Origin of the sequence: Streptomyces atratus, from assembly GCF_014648655.1 — a bacterium.
Lineage (GTDB): Bacteria > Actinomycetota > Actinomycetes > Streptomycetales > Streptomycetaceae > Streptomyces > Streptomyces atratus.
On the sequence record NZ_BMRN01000019.1, the window covers coordinates 1 to 17,222 of the forward strand.

The following is a 17,222-nucleotide window of genomic DNA, read 5'->3' on the forward strand; positions in this document are numbered from 1 at the left end:
ATGGTACTGCAGGGGGGACCCTGTGGGAGAGTAGGACGCCGCCGAACTCCTTTTACGGGAAAGCCCCGTGCCCTTGTGGCACGGGGCTTTTCTGCGTTCACCCCTCTTTGCTGTCAGGCGGGGGTGACCAGATGGGTGTCGTAGGCCAGGATGACCGCCTGGACGCGGTCGCGGGATCCCGTTTTGGCGAGGATGCGCGTGACGTGTGTTTTCACCGTTGATTCGGCGAGGTGGAGCCGTTCGGCGATCTCCGTATTGGTCCAGCCCTGGCCGATGACCGTGAGGATTTGTCTTTCCCGTTCGGTGAGGGTCGCGATGCGTGCGTCCAGGGTGAAAGGGCCGCCGGGAACGGTCGGCAGGTGTTGCACATACGCGTCCAGAAGACGGCGGGTGAGGCTGGGGGCGACCACTGCGTCGCCGCTTGCCACAGCTCGGATGCCGGAGAGGAGTTCCTCCGGCAGTGCGTCCTTGATGAGGAAGCCGCTGGCGCCGGCGCGGAGGCCGTCGTACGCGTACCGGTCGAGGTCGAACGTCGTGACGATGAGGACGCGGGTACGGGCACCGGCTCTGATGATGCGTCGGGTGGCTTCGATGCCGTCCAGGAGTGGCATTCGGATGTCCATCAGGGCCACGTCCGGATGGTGCCGGGAGACAAGGCTCAGGGCCTCGTGGCCGTTGGCGGCCTCGCCGACGACAGTCATGTCGTCCTGGCTCTCCAGCAGCATGCGGAAGCCGAAACGTTGCATCGGCTGGTCGTCCGCGATGAGCACGGTCGTCACGAGGGTGTGTCCTCCAGGGGGAGTCGGAGCCGAACTCGCCAGCCGCCCGCGGCTGAATCTGTGGCGATGGCCTTCGGCAGGAGTGGGCCTGCTTCGAGTGTTCCGTCGTAGAGGGATGCCCGTTCGCGCATTCCGGTGATTCCCTGCCCGCTGCCTTCGGGTTCAGCACCGGTGGTGCCCGTGTCCGTGATCAGGGCCTCCAGCTCCGTCGCCCGGTAGGTGAGCGTGACCTCCGCGGTCAGTGACGGGTCCGTACCGCCGTGCTTCAGCGTATTCGTCAGGGCTTCCTGCACCACTCGATAGACCGTCAGCTGGCGTCCAGCGGTGGGCGGGTACGACGGGGGCCTGCCGCGGATGTGCAGGTGTACGGGGAGGCCCGCTGCTCGCACGCCGGTGAGGAGCGTGTCCATGTCGTCGAGGGTCGGTTGCGGGGTGCGGTCGGCCTCGGCGGGGTGGTCGCGCAGGACGCCGAGCAGGCGGCGGAGTTCCGTGAGGGCCTGGCGGCTCGTGGTGCCGATGGCTTCCAGGGCCTGGGCGGCCCGGTCCGGGCTCTTGGCCGCCGCGTACGCGCCGCCGTCCGCGAGGCCCGTGATGACGGACAGGTTGTGGCCGATGATGTCGTGCATCTCCCGGGCGATACGGGTCCGTTCGGCGGCTGCCGCGAGCCGGGCCTGCTGGTCGCGTTCGAGCTCCAGCCGGTGGGCGCGGTCGACCAGGGCCTCCGTGTACTCCTTGCGCGTGCGGACCACGATCCCCAGCAGGGACACCAACGCGAACGCCCAGAGGTGGGGGACGAACAGGACGTCCCAGCCGTGCGGGAAGCGCAGCATGCCGACCACGAGCGGGGCGGTCACCACGGCGCCCGCCCACGCCAGGGCCCGCGTGGGCAGCCGTAGTGCGATGTTGAAGACGGCGATTTCCTGCAGGTAGGCGGCCTGGACGATCGCCCCTGTCCAGACATTGGCCAGGGAGAACGGGGCCATGAAAGCCAGCACGGCCAGCGGATGCGTGCGGCGCCACAGCAGCGGTGCGGAGAACGCCACGCTCATCAGCAGAACCAGTGGTTCGGGCGCGCGCGGATCGCGGGCCACGGTGCGCCAGCCGCCGGAGGTGAAGTCGAGTACGGCGAACATCACCCAGAACGTGGTGAGCAGCCCGTTCCAGACCATCGGTCGGCGCAGGTCGAATGCGCGGACGCGCTGGAGCAGGCGCTGGATGTACCCCGTCAGCGCGGTGGTGCCCGAAGCCCGGTCCCTGTGTTCGCCCGTCACCCGTCCATCCTCGCCGCCGGCCGCCCCGGCGTCATGCGTCGCGTCGGCGCAGCAGCAGGGCGGCCGCGCACAAGGTCGCCCCGGCCCAGAGGCACAGGGCGAGCAGGGCACCGTCCACGGGGGCCTCGCCCGGGAGCGGCGTTGCCGAACCGAGGGCGCCCGCCGCCTGGGTGGGGAAGTACTTGACGGTGCTCTTCACCACGTCGTACGGAAGCATGGAGAGGACCTCCGGCAGGATCATCACGCCTCCGACGAAGGCGCCGATCGCGCCCGGAACCGAGCGGATCAGGGCGCCGAGCCCGAGCGCGACCAGGCTGAGCAGGGTGATGCCGACGGAGTTGCCGACGACCGCGCCGAATACGCCCGGGTCGCTGAGCGAGGCCGCCTGGTCGGTGTCGTGGAGGAAGAGCTGGGCGACGACGAAGGTGAGCAGAGCGGTGGTGAACATGACCACGAAGACGGTGACGGTGAACACCGCCGCCTTCGCCCAAAGGACCGGGAGTCTGCGCGGGACCGCAGTGAGCGAGGCGCGGATCAGGCCCGTCGAGTACTCGCCCGCGGTGACCAGGATGCCCAGCACCACGGTGCACAACGTACCGAGCACCGAGCCGTAGAGGACCAGGACCACCGTGTCCACGTCGGAGTCGCCCCCGCCGGAGGTGTACGTCGCGCCCATGACCAGGCCGATGGCGAGAACGAGGACGGACGCCGAGATCAGAGTGATCCAGGAGGAGCGCAGGGAGCGGAGTTTGTGCCATTCGGAGCGCAGGACCCGGGTGGTCGTGACTCGGCAGGGGTTTTGATTCGGGCGTCGGCCCGGGTGGCTGACTGCGGCGGTCATGCGAGGGCTCCGGTCGGTTCGGGGGTGGCGATCCGGTATTCGACCGACTCCTGGGTCAGGTCCATGAAGGCCTGTTCCAAGGAGGCGGTCTGCGGGGTGAGTTCGTACAGGGGAATGGCGTGGGCGGCGGCGGTGCGGCCGATGTGTGCCGCGTCCGTACCGCGGACCTCCAGCCTGTCGGGGGGCGTGGCAGGGCCGGGGGTGATCTCGATGCCGGGGCCGGTGAGGAGCTCGCGCAGGGCGTGGGCCTGCGGGGTGACGACCTTGACCGAGGTGCCGCCCGCCGTGGCCACGAAGTCGGCGACCGTCGTGTCGGCGAGGAGCCGGCCGCGGCCGACGATGATCAGATGGTCGGCGGTGAGTGCCATCTCGCTCATCAGGTGGGAGGAGACGAAGACCGTACGGCCCTGCTGGGCAAGGGATCTGAGCAGGTTGCGGATCCACAGCACGCCCTCCGGATCGAGGCCGTTGACCGGTTCGTCCAGGATGAGGGTGGCCGGGTCGCCGAGCAGTGCCGCGGCGATGCCGAGGCGTTGGCCCATGCCGAGCGAGAAGCCCTTGATCCGTTTGTGGGCGACCGCGGTCAGGCCCGCCAGGTCGAGGGCGTGCTCGACGCGGCTGCGCGGGATGCCGTGGGTGTGGGCGAGCGCCATGAGGTGGTTGAACGCGGTCCGGCCGGGGTGGACGGAGCGGGCCTCCAGGAGCGCGCCGACCTCGCTGAGTGGTGCGCTGTGGGCGGCGTACGCCCGTCCGCCGATCGTCGAGCGGCCACGGGTCGGGGAGTCCAGGCCGAGCAGCATCCGCATCGTCGTCGACTTCCCGGCACCGTTCGGGCCGAGGAATCCGGTGACGGTGCCGGGCCGGACCGTGAAGTCGAGGTCCTGGACGACGGTGGTGTCTCCGTACCTCTTGGTGAGTTCGTATGCCCTGATCATGCGGTCGACGCTACGGAGGGGGCCTGCAGCGGGCGTCGGACCTGGGGAGGGATGTGGCGGTGCGTGTAGTACCGGGGTACGACGCGGGGGCGGTCGGGGGCCGTGAATGTCGTTTGCGCGGGTCGGGTCGGGAAGGGAAGGATCGGCGGATGGAACATGTGATCCGAGCCGTACGCGCCGATGAATGGCCCCTGGTCAAGGAGTTGCGACTGGCGGCGCTGCAGGACCCGGCTGCGCCGGTGGCCTTTCTGGAGACGTACGCGCAGGGCGCGGCTCGGCCCGACGCGTTCTGGCAGGACCGGGCGCTCGGCGCGTCCGAGGCCGGGAGCGGTGAAGTGCGGCAGTTCGTCGCCGTCGCGCCCGACGGGCGGTGGGACGGCAGTGTCACCGTGCTGATCGAACGGCCGGACGCGGAGGTGCGGTTCGGGAAGGCGGCCGATGTCCACCAGGCGCATGTGGTCGGTGTGTTCGTACGGCCCGAGGCACGGGGCGAGGGCCTGGCCGAGAAGCTGTTCCGGGCCGGGGCGGACTGGGCGTGGTCGCTGGTGGAGCCGCGGATCGAGCGGGTGCGGCTGTATGTGCACGAGGACAATGCGCGGGCTGCGGCGCTCTATCGGCGGATCGGGTTCGTGGCCACCGGGGAGTCGGTGCCTGTGCCGGGCGACCCGTCTGCGCGGGAGCTGGAGTATGCGGTGGGGCGTCCGGTGTAGGTGCGTGGTGCCGGGTTCGCCCGGCTACCGTGAGCCGGTGAGGTCTTGGGGCCAGCGGGCGCGGGCCTGTTCAGGGGAGCGGAGGAGGGCCAGGGTCGGCAGACCCTGGGCCTGGCCGGTCGACAGCAGCTCCGGGAGCCGGGGCAGGGGCGCCACCGCGGCGACGTCGTCGAGTACGAGCGTCATTGGTGGGTCGAGCCGACCGTCGGTTGACCGTGCGGCCATGCGGCGGCCGTGCTCGACCACGTGTGAGGCGAGTGCCGTGAGCAGGGGCATCGCTCCGGGACCCGAGCGGGGATCCTCGATCGGTTCACCCACCACATAAAGGGTGCCCCCCTCGCCCGCGAAAGATTCCAGCACGAGCGAATCGGCCCGGTTCGGTGTGCAGGCCTCGCGGATGTGGACCGAGGAGAGCGCGGCGAAGGCCCGTACCGTCAATTCCTGTGCCATCTCGCGGCGTTCGGGATGGGCCGTGAGTGCGGACTCCAGCACGCCGGCGAGCCCGGAGGCTGCCTTGGGGTGGGTACGGAGCAGGCGCACCGGTTCGTGGGCGCTGCCGCCGAGGGCCCAGCGGTGGACCTGGCGGAAGGGCCTGCCGTCGATGGCGGCGGCGTGCAGCCAGCACTTCAGGAGCGTTTCCGCGGTGTCGGCCGTCGTCGCGTCGATCCGGGCCTGCGGCCGGACCGGGGCGAGAAGCGCGGCGGAGCGGGCGGTGGCCGTTTCGGGCTGTTCGCAGCCGGCCGTGGGAGACCAGTGGAGGCGGGCCGGGGTGTCGCAGAGGTGGCCCGGGTCATAGACGAGGACCGGGCCGAGCTTGGCGCGGGCGTCCTTCGTCTCGGCCCAGACGGTGGGGTCGGAGGTGACGACGAGCGCGGGCCCGTCGGCCTCCTGGACCGCCTGGATGACGGCGGGGCGGCGGGTGGCGGCCGGTCCGTAGACGACGAGGGGGGTGCGGGGAGAGGGGAGCGCGGGCTCGGGCGGGGTGTGCTCCACGGGTGCGGGTGCGGGTGCGGGCGCGGCCTCCGGGGAGTGGGCCGTCGGTCGAGGCTCCGGCTCCGGCGTTGGCTGCGGCTCCGTCTGCTGCGGGTTCTGGGCCTCGGGCCGGGGCTCCTGCCGCTGGGACGGTACGGGCATGTCCTTGTCCCCGTACCGTTCGCTGCGCTGCTGCGCCCGTACCAGCCGCCAGCGGGTCACCACCCCTATCACGAAGACCGTCAGTACCAGCAGCACCATCAGTTCGCCTATGAACAGGCCCCAGAACAGTCCGTACCCGGAGAGCTCGCCCGCCGGGGTGTTCGGCCAGGCGGCCGGGATGTCGTGCGGTGTGCTGACGAGTTGTCGTATCGCCAGGGGGGTCTCGGCGAGGGTGACCCCCTCCGGCCAGGCGCCGTGCGTGAACAGTCCGGCCAGGCCGGTGGCCGTCCACGCCAGCAGCGTCAGCCCGAGCAGGAAGGCCAGCAGGCCGATCAGCAGGCCGTCCGGGATGCCCCCGCCGCCTCCGTTGCCGCCGGTACGTACCTCGCCGCGCCCTGCCATGTCATGCCACCGTTGACTCGGACGACTCGTTCAGTCGTTGTTGGTGCTCGATCCGTGCCGCGCGCTGCTCAGCCTCCAGCTCGGCGGCGCGTACGTCCTCCGGGAGGAGGTCGGCCGCGGAGGACTCGGTCATCGCGCGGTCGGTGAAGACCAGGGGGCGTTCCGCCTCGGTGATCAGGTGTTTGACCACCTGGACGTTGCCGTTGACGTCCCAGACCGCGATGCCGGGGGTGAGGGTCGGGATGATCTCGACCGCCCATCGGGGCAGGCCTAGCACGCGTCCCGTGGCTCTGGCCTCGTCCGCCTTCTGGGCGTAGATCGTGCGGGTCGATGCCATTTTGAGGATCGCCGCGGCCTCGCGGGCCGCCGCGCCGTCGACGACGTCGCTGAGGTGGTGGACGACGGCCACGAACGAGAGACCCAGTCGGCGCCCGAACTTCAGCAGCCGCTGGAAGAGCTGGGCCACGAAGGGCGAGTTGATGATGTGCCAGGCCTCTTCGACCAGGAAGATGCGTTTCTTCCGGTCGGGCCTGATCCAGGTGTGCTCCAGCCAGACGCCGACGATCGCCATCAGGATCGGCATCGCGATCGAGTTCCGGTCGATGTGGGACAGGTCGAAGACGATCAGCGGGGCGTCGAGGTCGATGCCGACGCTCGTCGGTCCGTCGAACATGCCGCGCAGGTCACCGTCGACCAGGCGGTCCAGGACGAGGGCGACATCCAGGCCCCAGGCCCGTACGTCATCTATGTCGACGTTCATCGCCTCGGCGGACTCGGGCTCCGGGTGGCGCAGCTGGTCGACGATGTCGGTCAGGACCGGCTGCCGGTCGGTGATCGTCTCGTTGACGTACGCGTGGGCGACCTTCAGCGCGAAGCCGGACCGTTCGTCCAGGCCGTGCCCCATGGCGACTTCGATGATCGTACGGAGCAGGGCGAGCTGGCCGGTCGTGGTGATCGCGGGGTCGAGCGGGTTGAGCCGGATGCCGCCGTTGAGCGCGGAGGTCGGGTCGAGGCGGATCGGGGTGAGGCCGAGCTCCTGGGCGATGAGGTTCCACTCGCCGACGCCGTCCTCGCCCTGGGCGTCCAGGACCACGACCTGGCGGTCGCGGAAGCGGAGCTGTCGGAGCACGTACGTCTTCTCCAGCGCGGACTTGCCGTTGCCGGACTCGCCGAGCACCAGCCAGTGCGGGGCGGGCAGCTGCTGTCCGTACAGCTGGAAGGGGTCGTAGATGTAGCCCTTGCCGGAGTACACCTCGCGGCCGATGATCACGCCGGAGTCGCCGAGGCCCGGGGCCGCGGTGGGCAGGTAGACGGCCTGGGCCTGTCCGGTCGACGTACGGACGGGCAGCCTGGTCGTCTCCACCTTCCCGAAGAGGAAGGCGGTGAAGGCGTCCGACAGCGCGGACAGCGGATCTCGCATGGCGTGACCGACCTCCCTCTCGTTTCTCTCGGTTGTTTGCGGTCAGCGACGGATGCCGGTGGCGAACGGCAGGGTGTTCACGAAGGCGCGGTGGTGCTCGCGGTCGCACCACTCCAGTTTGAGATACGACTTTCCGGCCGAGGCCCGGATCGTCCGCTTGTCGCGGGCCAGGGATTCGGGTGATCGCGAAGACACGGTGATGTACCCCACCAGGTTCACTCCGGCCGCGCCGCTCGCGAGATCTTCACCCCGCTGGTCGAGCCGGCCGTGTGCGGCGATGTCGCGCGGGTCGACGGTGCGGTTCATCTTGGCCTGACGGCTGGCTTCCGCCTCGTCGTTGGTCTTCTCGGTGAGCATCCGCTCGATGGCGACCTCGGTGGGTTCGAGGTCCATGCAGACCGCGACCGTACGGATCACATCGGGCGTGTGGACGAGCAGCGGGGCCAGGAAGTTGACGCCGACGGGCGTCATCGGCCACTCCTTCACCCAGGCCGTGGAGTGGCACCAGGGCGCGCGGGTAACCGACTCGCGGGTCTTGGCCTGGAGGAACGTCGGTTCGACCGCGTCCAGTTCGGCGGGCCAGGCGTTGCGCTTGGTCATGGCCTGGATGTGGTCGATGGGGTGGTCGGGGTCGTACATCGAATGCACGAGGGAGGCGAGCCGGCTCTGGCCGAGCGGCTGGCGCACCCGGATGTCGGCCTCGGCGAGGCGGGCGCAGATGTCGGTGAGTTCGCGCGCCATGACGACGGCGAGACCCGCGTCCCGGTCCAGTTTGCGGCCGGCCTGGGGGCGGGCGGCGCGCGCCATGGCATTGGCTTCGGCGGCCAGCTCGCGGGTGTAGTGCATGCAGGCGACGAGGTAGGCGCGGTGCTGCTCGCTGGAGGTGGAGACCATGGACTGCAGCTGGTCGTACGACTCCTGCAGCCAGCCCGGGGACGACTTGTCGCCGCGCTGGGCGACGTCCTTGGCGTGGGCGTCGGGGTCGGCGGGGAGGGTGCGGGCGAGCATCTGAATACGGGTCACGAAGCCGTCGCCGTTGGCGACATGCTTCAGCAGCGTGCCGAACCGGTCGACGAGCGCTTCCTGGTCCTCGCTGTCGCGCAGCCCGACGCCGGGGCCCTCGATCTCGATCGCGGCGGTCACGGTGCGGCGGTCGGCGTGCAGGAGTACGGCGATCTCGTCCGGGCCGAAGGGGGCGGCGAGCCAGTTGATCCGGCCGATGCCGGGGGGCGGCCCGATCTCGACCTCACGCCCGTCGGCGCCGACGCCCGCCTCCATGGCGGCCGAGCGGTAGGTCGTGCCGCGGCGCAGGGTGCGCTTGTAGCTGCGGTTGATCTCGAACCACTTGTACAGGGTGCGGTGCTTGTACGGGAGATACACGATCGCGAGGGCGAGGAGGGGGAAGCCCGCGAGCAGCACGATCCGCGGGGCCAGGTAGGGGACGAGCAGTCCGCTCATCATGCCGAAGAACGCACCGGCGATGATCAGCGCGATCTCGCCGGTCTCGCGGTTCTTGCCGACGATCGCGTTCGGCCGGGCCCGGCCGATGAGATACGTACGGCGGGGCGCGATCGTGTGGGACTGAGTCGTCAACGCCCTCCACCTCCCGTGCTGTTGTTACCTGAACTGCCTGATCCGCCACCTCGGGGGGAGCGGCTGCCGTGGGGGGTGCCGGAGGTCGGCCCCGATCCGCTGCGGGGCGGAGGTGCGGCGGAGGGGACAGATCCGCCGCCGACTCCGCTCCCGCCGCCGGAGTTGCGGGAGCTGTGGGCGGCGACACCGCCGCTGACCGCGTTGGCGGGCCTGGCCCCGCCGTTGCCGCTGTCGCCGCTGTTCTGGCCGCTGCGGCTGCTGTGGGTCTTGATGCCTTGGGAGACGAGAGCGGCAGGGGAGCTGATCATCGCGGCGGCCTGGGAGCCGTCGGTGGCCTGCTTGCGGTTGGTGCGGGCGCCCTGGATCTCGTCGCCGAAGCCGGGGACGAACCGGTAGATCATCGCGGAGGCGAAGATCGCGAGCAGGATGATGGCGAGACCGGACACGACGGAGGAGAACGCGTTCGGCCCGTCGTCCCCGGAGAGCGCGCCGGCCAGCCCCAGCACGATGACGATGACCGGTTTCACCATGATCACCGCGATCATGATGCCCGCCCAGCGGCGCACGTGGCCCCACATGTTCTTGTCGACGAGCCCCGCGTAGACGACGGTGCCGAGGAGGGCGCCCACGTAGAGCAGGGCTGCGCGGATGACGAGCTCCAGGTAGAGGACGCCCGCGGCGAGGATCGAGACGAGTGAGACGACGATCAGCATGATCGGTCCGCCGCCGATGTCGGAGCCCTTCTTGAGCGCTTCGGCGAACGACCCGAAGAAGACGTCGGCCTTGTTTCCCGTGGCCGAGGCGATCACGTCACTGACGCCGTCGGTGGCGGATACGACCACGTAGAGGACGAGTGGGGTGAAGGCTGAGGCGATGACTGTCAGCCAGAGGAATCCGACGGCTTCGGAGATCGCGGTGGTGAGCGGGACACCACGGATGGCGCGCTTGGCGACGGCGAACAGCCACAGGACGAGCGTGAGGATGGCGGAGGCCGCGAACACGATCGCGTACTGCTGCCGGAAGGTCTCGTCGGTGAAGTCGACGTTCGCGGTTTGCTTCACGGCCTCGCTGAGCTTGCCGATGATCCATGCGGCGGCGTCGGCGCAACCGCGGGCGAGGGAGGAGAGGGGGTCCAGGGAGTTGTCGAGGGTGGTGGAGGGATCGGACTTGGGGGCGCCTGCGTCGCCGTCCTCGCAGTAGTCCCTGGCGGGGCCGCGGATCAGGTCGCATGCGTTGTTGCTTGCGCTGGGCTTCGGGCTCGGCGAGGGCTCAGCGAATGCTCGGCTGGCCAGCATGACGAGAGCGACCTGCAGACTGGTAGCCGCCGCTGCGAGTGAAAGGACTCGGCTGGGTCGTTTACCGGGCATACGTGAACCCTCCGAACTCTTCCACGGCGTTGGCCATTTCCTCGGCGGGGGAAGCAGCCTGGTCACGGCCTACGGGGGTGGGGCCGTCCTTCTGGGTGAAGTCGGTGATCTTCCAGTCCCCGTCGATCCATGCCAGGTCGAAGGTGTTGGTGAACCAGCTCTCGGAGACGGGGTTCTTGGAACCTTCACCGGCCAGCCCGAACAGGGCTGAGTACCAAACGGCGACGCTTGCAGTGTCGCCGTTGAACTTCACAATCTTGGTGCCGGCCGGGTTGGAACGTGAGATGAAGGTCAGACCGGAAGGTGCAGTGCCGTCAGCATTCAGCCCGATGCTGGTGAGAAAGTCCTGACCGGAGTAGACCTTGTCAAGGTCACCCTGGCGGGCAGCGGCGACCGCAGGGGCGTATACGGCGGTGACGATCACGCGACGACGGGTTCTGTCGAACATGTCGGCTGAGCCGAGCGCTACGGAGTAGTTCGCCGCCGCGCTCTGCGCCCCCTGCTCGTCATGGGCGAACCCCGAAGGAATCGAACCGTTCTTCCCCGTCACCGGCTTCGTACCCGTGGCCGCCGTGGACGACGAATCCGGCTTGCTGCCCCCGTTCCCCGAGCCGCCTCCGCTGCCGTCCTTGCCGCCTCCGCCCATGTTCGCGAACGCGATAGCCGCGATCAGGAGGACGACCACGCCGACCACCGTGACAAGGGAGCGGGAGCTGCGGGCGGGGCGGCGGGGGGTGCTGTAGCCGTCGCTGCCCTCGCCGTCGGGGAGGCGGGTACGGGTCTGGCGCGTACCGCCGATGGTGCTGTATCCATCGTCCGTACGACCTGAACCGCTGCCGTAGCCGTTCTCGTCGTCGAGGCTCATGCCGCGTACGCCCCCTCAACCGTTTCCTGAACCGGGTAGTACGACGGTAGCCGTGCGGGTTCCCGCGTGGACGCGGTGTGGTGACTCGACATCAGGGAAACGTAACCTCTGCCGGTGGGCACGACGGACGGATGGTGTGGGAGTGGGCGGGACTGCCCCTGACATGGGATGACAGCCGGTCAGACGGCCATCCCGTAGACGATGGTGAACAAGGTGCCCAGCGATCCGATGATGAACACACCGGTCAGACCGGCAACGATCAGCCCCTTGCCCTGCTCCGCGCTGAAGGTGTCACGCAGTGCCGTGGCGCCGATGCGCTGCTTTGCCGCACCCCAGACCGCGATGCCGAGGCAGAGCAGGATGGCAATGGCCATCACGACCTCGATCATTACGCGGGCCTCGTTGCCCAAGGTCCCGAACGGCCCCCAGTTCGGGGCGATTCCGCCGATGATGGTGGTGATGTCGCCCTTTTCAGCTGCCAGGATCATGTAAGTCACCGCCCCTGTTGGGTAGTTCATTGCCCCTGCCATACGACACGGGTCGCTCTCTATCTTCGCTGATGAAACTGCTTTCGTACGACGACTTGAGGGCTCTCTTTACCCGGATCTCGCACGTTTGACCGGTCCGACCGCCCTGACCTGCGGATCGAATCGGTGTATGACCGAATACGTATGGTTACTCTGTGTATCACGGAGGGTGACCCCGGGCAATGACTGTCATCCCGCCACCCTGGCCGAGACTCTTGGGCAGGGCTGGTCAGCGCAGTGGCTGGTCAGAGCAGGGGGTGGCGTGGGACGGGTGGCCGGGGTGGTGTCGTCCAGGTCGGCGGCGGCCGGAAATCGCACCAGGTGCCGTCGAAGGGAAACGTTCCGGCCTCGGCGAGCCGTACGACCGAGGTGCCCTCGCTTCGGATGGCTGACGCTTCGTCGGCCGACCAGTAGGCAGGGTCACCGGTCTTCTCGGCGAAGGACTGCTCGTCCTTCCACCGCCAGCTCCGGTCCGGGGCCACGTTGATGTCGAGTTCGTGGTCGGTGATGTCGATGTCGTCGCCGTGGTGGACCCGGCGCTCCAGATTTACGTACCAGCCACGGAACTTCTGTCTGCGGCCGAAGAGCCAGAGGACGGAGTGCGCGGCACCGGTCGGCTGATAGAAGAGCGCGCTGCCCATGGGCCACCGGTCGGCGACCAAGGGATATCCGGCGGGCGGGCGGTCGCGCGGGGCGATGTCCCGCAGGTGTGTCCCGCGCGGAAGTTTCGTACGCCACATCGGTGTGCCGGTCTCCATCCACACCAGCTGGCCCGCCTCGGTGCGCTCTACGAGGCGTACGGGCACCGAGGCGCTCAGGTGTCCGCCGATGAAGAAGTTCCAGCGGAGTATCCGGCCCGGGTCGTTGTTCATCCGTTGATCATTCCCGCAGTGGAGCGGGTGGACACGTGGCCAGGCAGGTCAGGGACGAGTCACCGCCGAAGGAGCGGTGTCGGCCTTCCGATGGGCTCTGCCGCGGTGGCCCGGAGCAGTACCGCGCACAGGAACGCCGCCCCGGCTCGTCCAGCAGCTCCGCCAGGCTGCGGCCCGGTACCGGCTCCATCAGCAGCCAGGGGTAGGAGCCCTCGCCCTCGTCGATGACGTGATGGAGCGTCACCATGCGACGGTGGCTGAGCCGAGCCGGCGTCCGGGCCTCGCGCGGCACCCGTGAGGCGGCGGAGCTCTCGGGGGCCGGCTCCGCAGTGAGCGGGCAGACTTGCTCGACCGCGACCTCTCGATGCAACACGAGGTCCCGAGCTCGCCGGACCGTGCCCATCCCGCTGCTACCCAGCCGCTCCACCGGCTCGAAGCGCTTGTCAATGACCCGCCCGCTCCCGCCATCGATCACGCCGGGAGCCTGCGCGCGCGCCGGTGTCGGCCACAGCCGATCTGCCGCCGTAGTCCGTGATTGCGAGGGCGAGTCGGCGCTGTGTAATGCCGAGGTAACAGTCGATTCCGTCTTGCTGCCGCTGGATGGTGGTGGTGGGATCATCGGTGCGGTCCCGAAAAGACGGGGCCGGCGCGGCGAGTGTGGATTGACGGTCGGCCGAGCGGGGGCGCGGGTGGTTTTGCGGGTTCTTGGCGGCCGTTACGAGTTGGTCGCGTTCGTCGGCCGGGGCGGTATGGGGGAGGTCTGGGAAGGCCGCGATCGTCTGATCGAGCGCCGCGTCGCGGTCAAGCTGCTGCCGCACGACCGGCGCGACACCTCCGGCGCCCAGTTGTTCTTCCGCGAGGCCCGAACCGCCGGCGGGCTGAACCACACGGGCGTGGTGACGGTCTTCGACCTGGGCCAGGACCCCGACGACGGCACCCTCTACCTGGTGATGGAGTTCCTCACCGGGCGGGACCTGGACATGGTGCTCCGCGAGGACGGGCCACCCCAGGTGCCCACTGCCGTGGACTGGGCGGCACAGACCGCCGAAGCCTTGCAGGCCGCCCATGCAGCCGGGATCGTGCACCGGGACCTGAAACCGGCGAACCTCATGCTCACCCCGGACGACCGGATCAAGATCCTCGACTTCGGCATCGCCCGGTACATGGCGTCCACACACAAGTCGAGCAAGGTCATCGGCACGCTCGCCTACATGCCGCCCGAACGTTTCGGCGATCTCCCCGCGGATGCCCGCTCCGACCTGTACTCCCTGGGCTGTGTGCTCCACGAACTCCTCACCGGAAGCACCCCCTTCCGGACCACCGAGCCAGTCGCGATGATGGCCGCTCACCTGAACACGGCCCCGGAGCCACCGGGCCATGCTCGCCCCGGTGTGCCCACCGCCCTGGACGACCTGGTGATGGCCCTCCTCGCCAAGGACCCCGACGACCGCCCCGCATCAGCGGCCGAGGTCCGCGACCGCCTCCGCGGACTATCCACCGCAACCCCACCATCCCGTGCCGAATCCCATCTGTCCGGCGCGGACACGGAAACCGTCACCACCCCGCTCACCGGTGTCGGCATCGGCGCAGCCCGAACGCCGGTGTTCGGGCCAGGACCGGCCGCAGGCACGTCGACCCCGGTTCGGCGCATCAGCCGCCGCACAGCGCTGCGGCTCGGCATCGGCGCTGTCGCCAGTGCAGGCATCGCCGCCGCGGCCTTCACTCTGTTCGACCACAACACCCCCGCCGACCACAACACCCCCGCCGACCACAAGACCCCCGTCGACCGCAAGACCCTCGACCCGCGGCTCCGGTGGCGATACACCACCGGCGATGCGGTCACGTCGTCGCCGACGGTGGCCGGCGGGGTGGTGTACGTCGGCAGCACCGACGGGAGCGTGTATGCCCTGGACGCCGCTACCGGGGAGAGGAAATGGGCCTACTCCACCGGCAACAAGGTCGAAGGGGTGCCGACGGTGGCCGGCGGGGTGGTGTACGTCGGCAGCACCGACGGGAGCGTGTATGCCCTGGACGCCGCTACCGGGGAGAGGAAATGGGCCTACCCCACCGGCAGCAAGCTCGAAGCGTCGCCGACGGTGGTCGGCGGGGTCGTGTACATCGGCGGCAACAGTAAGGCGTTCGCCCTGGACGCGGCCACCGGGAACGAGAGGTGGGCCGTCTCCTGCGATTCCGGACTCGAGTTGCCGGCGGTGGATGGCGGGGTGGTGTACATCGCCGGCTACAACTCCGTGACCGCCTTGGTCGCGGCCACCGGGGGCGAGAAATGGACACGCCGCGCAAGTGACTGGGGATTCGACAGGGACGACGCGTGGGACCACACGCCGGAGGACTGGCGCTTCACGTCGCCGACGGTGGCCGACGGGGTGGTGTATATCGGGAGCAGCAAGAGGGTGTACGCCTTGGACGCGGCCACCGGGAAAAAGAAATGGGCCTACGCCACAGGCGGCACGGTCGGGTCGTCGCCGACGGTGGCCGACAAGGTCGTGTACGTCGGGAGCAGCAGCAAGAGGGTGTACGCCTTGGACGCGGTCACCGGGAAGAAGAAATGGGTCTTCGTCACCGGCGGCACGGTCGAAGGGGCGCCGAGGGTGGCCGACGGAGTCGTGTACATCGGCAGCTTTGACCACAACGTGTACGCCTTGGACGCGGTCACCGGGAACAAGAAATGGGCCTACGCCACCGGCGGCAGGGTCCAATCATCGCCGGCGGCGGTCGACGGGGTCGTGTACGTCGGCAGTTTCGACCACAACGTGCACGCCCTGAAGGCTGCTGTCGAGGACAGCCCGACATAGCTCCCCCGCCTCCCCCGCCGGCCCGACGGCCTGCGGCTCCAGACTGAAAGCTCCCCATTGGTATCGGTCAGGCATGGGCGCACGGTGCGGTGGGACCGCTTGCCAGGGCCAGGCAACGGTGGGTTCCTGCACAGGTCGCGGGCGATGTTGTGGATGAAGTCCCTGGTCCTGTCGAGGTCCAGTGAGGCCCCTGCTCAGCCGTCCCGCACCCACGGCCGCAGTTTCTCCGGATTGCGGACCGCCCAGATCCGGGTGACGCGACCGTCGACGACATCGAACGAGGCTACGGTCATGACGGCGCCGGCACGGTGGGCCACCAGGCCCGGCACACCGTTGACCGACCGCTCCAGGAGTTCGAGCCCCGGGGCCTTGTCGGCGATGGCGACCATGTACTGGGCGATGCGTGCACCGCCTTCGATCGGGCGTAGGACGGTACCGACCACGCCGCCGCCGTCGGCGGTCATCACGGCGGCCGGGTCGAGGAGGTCGACGAGGGCCGCAATGTCCTTGGTCTCCCATGCCTCTTTGACATGCCGCACCGTGTCGGCCTGACCGGCCGCCGTCACCGGAGCCCGCGCGACGCTCACCCGCCGCCGGGCGGAGGCCGCGAGCTGCTTGCAGGCCGCAGGGGTCCGGCCGAGGATGTCGGCGATCTCGGCGAAGGGGTACCGGAAGACGTCGTGCAGGACGAACGCCACCCGCTCGGCGGGTGTCATCGACTCCAGGACGACGAGGAAGGCCATGGTCACCGATTCGTCCAGGACCATCTGGTCGGCGGGGTCGGTGTCATGGCCGTGGTCCCACTCGGTGTGGTCGGGCAGCGGATCGGGCAACCACGCGCCGACATAGCGTTCACGCCGGGCCCGCGCCGAGCCGAGCACGTCCAGGCAGATGCGGCCGGTCACCGTCGTCAGCCAGGCGCCGGGGGACACGATCTCGTCCTGCCGACTTCGTGGCAGCGCGTACCAGCGCGCGTAGGCCTCCTGCACGGCGTCCTCGGACTCGGCCAGCGAACCGAGCAACCGGTAGGCGACATTGATCAGTTGGCGCCGCTCACCGGCTATCTCATCGGCGCTCGTCCCAGCCCTCCCCATGCTCCCGACCGCCTCCTCGCCTTACCTTTCGCAGCCCCGCGTCGTCGGGCTGGTGAGACCTTATCGATCTACTGCCCCCTCGGGCGGAAAAGGGGACCGTGGCATGGCAACCCAGGCGACGGCACAGCAGCACCGCTTCTCGTTTCTGCAGATCGCGATCACCCTGCAGACCCTGACCATCTTCCTTCAAGCGGTCTCCGCCGGACTGCTGCTGACCTCGTCCTACGGCGAGACACTGCACGGTGTCGGAGCCCGCGTGATGTACGGGGCGACGATGCTGTATGTGCTCGCGGCGGTGCTGGCGTGGAAGCCGGGCGGCGGCTCGCCCCGGCCCGTCCGGCACGCGTCCGGCTTCCTTGTCCTCGCCTCGGTCCAGGTCGTGCTCGGCATCGCGCACATACCGTCGGTCCATCTCCCCCTGGGCGTCCTGATGTTCGGACTGAGCGTGCTGGCGCTGGCACGGCGCTGAAGTCCGATACGGGGGCATACCGGGATCAACTGCAGCCTGTCCGGCGGATCAGGCCGGGGACGGGCCGGGCGGACGGGCCGGGTGGGGCGGGCGTTGGTGAATCCGCCAGGACCGTTGCCGCCGCGTGGCC

The 17,222-nt window shown here is 69.4% G+C and carries 16 protein-coding genes; 3 read left to right on the forward strand and 13 right to left on the reverse strand.

The features are described from left to right. Positions 1 to 113 precede the first annotated feature (113 nt). The 4 genes from IEZ15_RS26185 to IEZ15_RS26200 are packed head-to-tail and all read right to left on the reverse strand — an operon-like array spanning position 114 to position 3,826. On the reverse strand, positions 114 to 779 hold the full coding sequence (locus IEZ15_RS26185; RefSeq protein ID WP_189279639.1) for a response regulator: 666 nt from the start codon (positions 777 to 779) through the stop codon (positions 114 to 116). Then, positions 776 to 2,050 (reverse strand): sensor histidine kinase, encoded by a 1,275-nt coding sequence (locus tag IEZ15_RS26190; protein ID WP_229846122.1) that lies wholly within the window; start codon positions 2,048 to 2,050, stop codon positions 776 to 778. The genes IEZ15_RS26185 and IEZ15_RS26190 overlap by 4 nt, the downstream gene beginning before the upstream one ends. A gap of 31 nt (positions 2,051 to 2,081) precedes the next feature. Beyond that, the gene (locus tag IEZ15_RS26195) at positions 2,082 to 2,891 is read right to left on the reverse strand and encodes an ABC transporter permease (RefSeq protein ID WP_189279640.1); all 810 of its coding nucleotides are present in this window, start codon (positions 2,889 to 2,891) and stop codon (positions 2,082 to 2,084) included. Beyond that, positions 2,888 to 3,826 carry an ABC transporter ATP-binding protein gene (locus IEZ15_RS26200; protein WP_189279641.1) on the reverse strand — a complete coding sequence of 313 codons (939 nt, stop codon included), beginning with the start codon at positions 3,824 to 3,826 and terminating at the stop codon, positions 2,888 to 2,890. Before IEZ15_RS26200 ends, IEZ15_RS26195 begins: the two co-directional genes overlap by 4 nt. 149 nt (positions 3,827 to 3,975) lie before the next feature. Between IEZ15_RS26200 and IEZ15_RS26205 the strand changes: the two genes are divergently transcribed. Beyond that, complete coding sequence (locus tag IEZ15_RS26205) at positions 3,976 to 4,536, forward strand: GNAT family N-acetyltransferase (RefSeq protein ID WP_189279642.1); 561 nt, start codon at positions 3,976 to 3,978, stop codon at positions 4,534 to 4,536. Between the two features lie 24 nt (positions 4,537 to 4,560). Here the strand turns inward: IEZ15_RS26205 and IEZ15_RS26210 are convergent, their stop codons facing one another. The 8 genes from IEZ15_RS26210 to IEZ15_RS26245 form a co-directional block, all read right to left on the reverse strand. After that, positions 4,561 to 6,072, reverse strand: coding sequence for a type IV secretory system conjugative DNA transfer family protein (locus tag IEZ15_RS26210; RefSeq protein WP_189279643.1), 1,512 nt, complete (start codon positions 6,070 to 6,072; stop codon positions 4,561 to 4,563). Between the two features lies 1 nt (position 6,073). Continuing rightward, on the reverse strand, positions 6,074 to 7,492 hold the full coding sequence (locus tag IEZ15_RS26215; RefSeq protein WP_114245703.1) for an ATP-binding protein: 1,419 nt from the start codon (positions 7,490 to 7,492) through the stop codon (positions 6,074 to 6,076). Positions 7,493 to 7,534: 42 nt separating this feature from the next. After that, on the reverse strand, positions 7,535 to 9,085 hold the full coding sequence (locus IEZ15_RS26220) for an SCO6880 family protein (RefSeq protein WP_114245704.1): 1,551 nt from the start codon (positions 9,083 to 9,085) through the stop codon (positions 7,535 to 7,537). Continuing rightward, entirely contained in the window at positions 9,082 to 10,452 is a 1,371-nt protein-coding gene (locus IEZ15_RS26225; RefSeq protein ID WP_189279644.1) for a hypothetical protein, read from the reverse strand. Before IEZ15_RS26225 ends, IEZ15_RS26220 begins: the two co-directional genes overlap by 4 nt. Next, the gene (locus IEZ15_RS26230) at positions 10,442 to 11,317 is read right to left on the reverse strand and encodes a DUF8175 domain-containg protein (protein ID WP_189279645.1); all 876 of its coding nucleotides are present in this window, start codon (positions 11,315 to 11,317) and stop codon (positions 10,442 to 10,444) included. The genes IEZ15_RS26225 and IEZ15_RS26230 overlap by 11 nt, the downstream gene beginning before the upstream one ends. Before the next feature lie 179 nt (positions 11,318 to 11,496). Next, a complete protein-coding gene (locus IEZ15_RS26235) occupies positions 11,497 to 11,805 on the reverse strand; it encodes a DUF8827 family protein (RefSeq protein ID WP_018101695.1) in 309 nt (102 codons plus the stop codon). 284 nt (positions 11,806 to 12,089) lie between these two features. After that, positions 12,090 to 12,716 (reverse strand): ribonuclease FAU-1 family protein, encoded by a 627-nt coding sequence (locus IEZ15_RS26240; protein WP_114245707.1) that lies wholly within the window; start codon positions 12,714 to 12,716, stop codon positions 12,090 to 12,092. Positions 12,717 to 12,723: 7 nt separating this feature from the next. Further along, entirely contained in the window at positions 12,724 to 12,963 is a 240-nt protein-coding gene (locus IEZ15_RS26245; protein WP_189279646.1) for a hypothetical protein, read from the reverse strand. 442 nt (positions 12,964 to 13,405) lie between these two features. Here IEZ15_RS26245 and IEZ15_RS26250 point away from each other — a divergent pair, with 442 nt between their 5' ends. Then, entirely contained in the window at positions 13,406 to 15,529 is a 2,124-nt protein-coding gene (locus IEZ15_RS26250; RefSeq protein WP_189279647.1) for a serine/threonine-protein kinase, read from the forward strand. Between the two features lie 194 nt (positions 15,530 to 15,723). Here the strand turns inward: IEZ15_RS26250 and sigJ are convergent, their stop codons facing one another. Continuing rightward, the gene (gene sigJ / locus IEZ15_RS26255; RefSeq protein WP_189279648.1) at positions 15,724 to 16,623 is read right to left on the reverse strand and encodes an RNA polymerase sigma factor SigJ; all 900 of its coding nucleotides are present in this window, start codon (positions 16,621 to 16,623) and stop codon (positions 15,724 to 15,726) included. Between the two features lie 103 nt (positions 16,624 to 16,726). On the opposite strand from sigJ, the gene IEZ15_RS26260 reads away from it, so the two are divergent. Then, the gene (locus IEZ15_RS26260) at positions 16,727 to 17,092 is read left to right on the forward strand and encodes a hypothetical protein (protein WP_189279649.1); all 366 of its coding nucleotides are present in this window, start codon (positions 16,727 to 16,729) and stop codon (positions 17,090 to 17,092) included. Positions 17,093 to 17,222 lie beyond the last annotated feature (130 nt).

Bases quoted from the DNA above. Each gene is read 5' to 3' on its own strand.
- IEZ15_RS26210 (WP_189279643.1), bottom strand. From the start codon at position 6,072: ATGGCAGGGCGCGGCGAGGTACGTACCGGCGGCAACGGAGGCGGCGGG.
- IEZ15_RS26195 (WP_189279640.1), bottom strand. From the start codon at position 2,891: ATGACCGCCGCAGTCAGCCACCCGGGCCGACGCCCGAATCAAAACCCC.
- sigJ (WP_189279648.1), bottom strand. From the start codon at position 16,623: ATGGGGAGGGCTGGGACGAGCGCCGATGAGATAGCCGGTGAGCGGCGC.
- IEZ15_RS26240 (WP_114245707.1), bottom strand. From the start codon at position 12,716: ATGAACAACGACCCGGGCCGGATACTCCGCTGGAACTTCTTCATCGGC.
- IEZ15_RS26200 (WP_189279641.1), bottom strand. From the start codon at position 3,826: ATGATCAGGGCATACGAACTCACCAAGAGGTACGGAGACACCACCGTC.
- IEZ15_RS26260 (WP_189279649.1), top strand. From the start codon at position 16,727: ATGGCAACCCAGGCGACGGCACAGCAGCACCGCTTCTCGTTTCTGCAG.
- IEZ15_RS26225 (WP_189279644.1), bottom strand. From the start codon at position 10,452: ATGCCCGGTAAACGACCCAGCCGAGTCCTTTCACTCGCAGCGGCGGCT.
- IEZ15_RS26215 (WP_114245703.1), bottom strand. From the start codon at position 7,492: ATGCGAGATCCGCTGTCCGCGCTGTCGGACGCCTTCACCGCCTTCCTC.
- IEZ15_RS26235 (WP_018101695.1), bottom strand. From the start codon at position 11,805: ATGATCCTGGCAGCTGAAAAGGGCGACATCACCACCATCATCGGCGGA.
- IEZ15_RS26230 (WP_189279645.1), bottom strand. From the start codon at position 11,317: ATGAGCCTCGACGACGAGAACGGCTACGGCAGCGGTTCAGGTCGTACG.
- IEZ15_RS26245 (WP_189279646.1), bottom strand. From the start codon at position 12,963: ATGGTGACGCTCCATCACGTCATCGACGAGGGCGAGGGCTCCTACCCC.
- IEZ15_RS26205 (WP_189279642.1), top strand. From the start codon at position 3,976: ATGGAACATGTGATCCGAGCCGTACGCGCCGATGAATGGCCCCTGGTC.